This is a genomic window from Longimicrobiaceae bacterium, from assembly GCA_035696245.1.
Taxonomy (GTDB): domain Bacteria; phylum Gemmatimonadota; class Gemmatimonadetes; order Longimicrobiales; family Longimicrobiaceae; genus DASRQW01.
This window is the reverse complement of sequence record DASRQW010000447.1, coordinates 1-3,500: the sequence shown is the minus strand read 5'-3', so window position 1 is coordinate 3,500 and position 3,500 is coordinate 1. Positions and strand designations below refer to the sequence as shown.

Genomic DNA, 3,500 nt, shown 5'->3' with positions numbered 1-3,500 from the left:
GGGCTGTTCCACGCGAACGCCGCCTCGGAGCGCGACCCGTACGTCATCGTCATCCCCCCGCCCAACGTGACGGCGGTGCTCCACATGGGGCACGGCCTGAACAACACCATCCAGGACGTCCTGATCCGCTGGCGCCGCATGCAGGGGCGCGAGGCGCTTTGGGTGCCCGGTACCGACCACGCCGGCATCGCCACGCAGAACGTGGTGGAGCGCCTGCTCGCGAAGGAGGGGAAGACGCGCTACGACGTGGGCCGCGAGGCGTTCGTGGAGCGCGTGTGGGAGTTCGTGGGCAAGACCGGCGGCGTGATCCTGGACCAGCTCAAGGCCATCGGCTCGTCGGCAGACTGGGACCGCACCCGCTTCACGCTCGATCCCGGCCTGTCGCGGGCCGTGCGCGAGGTGTTCGTGCGGCTGCACGAGAAGGGGCTGGTCTATCGCGGCAACCGCATCATCAACTGGTGCCCGCGTTGCCTCACCGCGCTCAGCGACGAGGAGGCGGAGCCGGCGGAGACGAACGGCAAGCTCTACCATCTCCGCTACCCGCTGGCGGAAGGCTCCGCGAACACGAACGGCCTGCCGCGCCTCCGCGACGGCCGCCCGTACCTCGTCGTCGCCACCACGCGTCCGGAGACGATGCTGGGCGACACCGCGGTCGCCGTGCACCCGGGCGATGAGCGGTACAGCGCGCTGGTGGGCGCCGAGTTGGAGCTGCCGCTCACCGGCCGCCGCATTCCCGTGGTCGCGGACGAGTACGTGGACCCGGAGTTCGGGACGGGCGCGGTGAAGATCACTCCGGCGCACGATCCCAACGACTTCGAGATGGGGCAGCGCCTCGGCCTGCCGTCGCTCAACGTGATGACGCCCGAGGCGTCGATGAACGACGAGGCGCCCGCGCCGTTCCGCGGGCTGGACCGCTTCGAGGCGCGCCGCGCCGTGGTCGCCGCGTTCGACGAGCTGGGGCTGCTGGAGAAGGTGGCCAACCATCCGCACGCCGTGCCGCACTGCTACCGCTGCGACACGGTGGTGGAGCCGCGCCTGTCGGACCAGTGGTTCGTGAGCATGAAGCCGCTCGCCGTGCCGGCGCTCGCCGCGTACCACGACGGCAGCCTGCGCTTCCACCCGGAGCGCTTCGGCAAGATCTACGAGCACTGGATGGAGAACATCCGCGACTGGTGCATCTCGCGCCAGCTGTGGTGGGGCCACCGCATCCCCGTCTTCTACTGCCAGTCGGACGGCTGCGGCGAGACGATCGTCGCCCGCGAGGATCCCGCGACCTGCCCCAAGTGCGGCGGGACGGCGCTGGAGCAGGACCCCGACGTGCTGGACACGTGGTTCTCGTCCTGGCTGTGGCCGTTCTCCACCATGGGCTGGCCGGACGAGACGCCGGACCTGGCGAAGTTCTATCCCACCGACACGCTGGTCACCGCGCCCGAGATCCTCTTCTTCTGGGTCGCGCGTATGGTGATGTCGGGCATCGAGTTCCGCGGTGAGATCCCGTTCACGGACGTCTATCTCAACGGCACGGTGCGCGACCACCTGGGCCGGAAGATGTCGAAATCGCTGGGCAACGGCATCGACCCGCTGGACGTGGTGAGCCGCTTCGGGGCGGACGCGCTGCGGTACACCGTGATCTCCGGAAGCGGCGCGGGCACCGACCAGTACCTGAACCACGAGGACCTGGAGGAGGCGTTCGGCCCCGGCCGCAACTTCGCCAACAAGCTGTGGAACGCCGGCCGGTTCGCCCTGATGAACCTGGGCGACGGCGACCGCGTCTCAATCGACGAGGTGCGCGGCGACCTGGAGCTGGCCGACCGCTGGATCCTGTCGCGCCTGTCGAAGGCGGCGGCGGACATCACCAACGCGCTGGAGCGTTTCCGGCTTCAGGATGCTGCGACGCGCGGATACGAGTTCTTCTGGGGCGAGCTGGCGGACTGGTACCTGGAGATGGCCAAGCCGCGCCTGTACGGCGACCGCGGCGAGGCAAGCCAGCGCGCCGCCCGCGCCACGCTCGTGGAGGTGCTGGACGGGGCGATGCGCCTCCTCCACCCCGTCGTGCCCTTCATCACCGAGGCGGTCTGGCAGCGCCTGCCGCGCGCCGATGGCGACCCCGAGTCGATCATGGTCGCGCCGTGGCCGTCCCCGCGCGCGGACTTCGACGACGCGGAGGCCGAGGCGGGGATGGAGGAGCTGCAGGCGGTGATCGCCGCGGTGCGCAACATCCGCGCGGAGTACGGCGTGCAGCCCGGCAAGCGCATCCCGCTGCGCGTGGGCGGCGCGTCGGACGCGGCGCGGGCGGTGCTGGAGGCGGGCCGCCGCGCGCTGCACGACCTTGCGCGCGTGGACGAGATGGAGTTCGCGTCCGCCAACGGCGAGGTGGGCGCCAGCGCAGTCCTCCGCTCCGGAACCGAGCTCTTCGTCCCGCTCGCAGGCGTGATCGACCTGGAGAAGGAGCGTGGCCGGCTGCGCGACGAGCTGGGGCGCGTCACCGGGCTCATCGGCGGTACGGAGAAGAAGCTGGCGAACGAGAGCTTCGTTGCCCGCGCGCCGAAGGACGTGGTGGACAAGGAGCGCGAGAAGCTGGCGTCGTACGGCGAGCAGCGCGCGAAGCTCGCCGAGAAGCTGGCGGCGCTGGAGGGCGTGGCGTGAGGCGCGCCGCCCGCCTGGCGCCGGCCGCGATCGCGCTCCTCGCCGCGTGCGCGCACATCGAATCGCCGCCGGGCGGGCCGGAGGACAAGCTGGGCCCCGTCCTCCTCTCCACCCGCCCGGACACGATGGCCAAGGTGCCGGGCTACCGCGCGCCCGTCGTCCTCGTGTTCGACGAGCGCGTTTCGCAGACGGGCGTGCGCGACGCGGTTTCCGTCTCGCCGCGCACGAGCGGGGTGACGGTGGACCAGTCGGGCGACGAGATCCGCATCTCCCTGCTGCGCGGCTGGGAGCCGAACCGCATCTACCAGGTGCACGTAGACCCCACGCTGAAGGACCTGTTCGGCAACCGCATCGTGGACCCGGTGGAGGTCACCTTCTCCACCGGCCCTGAGATCCCCAACACGCTGCTCACCGGCACGGCGGCGGAGCGGGTCACGGGCAAGCCGCTCATCGGCGGGCGGGTGGAGGCGATCCGCGCGCCGGATTCGCTGGTCTACTCCGTATCCACCGACAGCTCCGGCGGCTTCGCGTTCCGGCACATCCCCGAGGGCACGTACCGAATCCGCGCATTCAACGACGTGAACCGCAACCGCGTGCTCGACTCGTACGAGGCGCGCGACACGGCTTCGGCGCTGCTGGCGGCGGGGCGCGAGCCCACGCTGCGGCTGAGCACGCTTGCGCCGGACACGTCGCCGCCCAAGCCGGGCACGGCGCGGGTGGAGAACGGGGTGATCGCCATCAAGTTCGACGACTACCTGCTCCGCGAGCAGCGCGTGACGCCCGCCCAGGTGCAGATCTTCGGGCCGGACAGCGCGCAGGTTCGCGTCGCCGCGGTGACGGTCGGCACGTTCCCC

General features: G+C 71.2%; 2 protein-coding genes. Both read left to right on the top strand.

The window, feature by feature from the left end:
* On the top strand, positions 1–2,646 hold a 2,646-nt coding region (locus VFE05_20085; GenBank protein HET6232385.1), incomplete at its 5' end, for a valine--tRNA ligase.
* On the top strand, positions 2,643–3,500 hold an 858-nt coding region (locus tag VFE05_20080), incomplete at its 3' end, for an Ig-like domain-containing protein (GenBank protein ID HET6232384.1). The genes VFE05_20085 and VFE05_20080, both read left to right, overlap by 4 nt.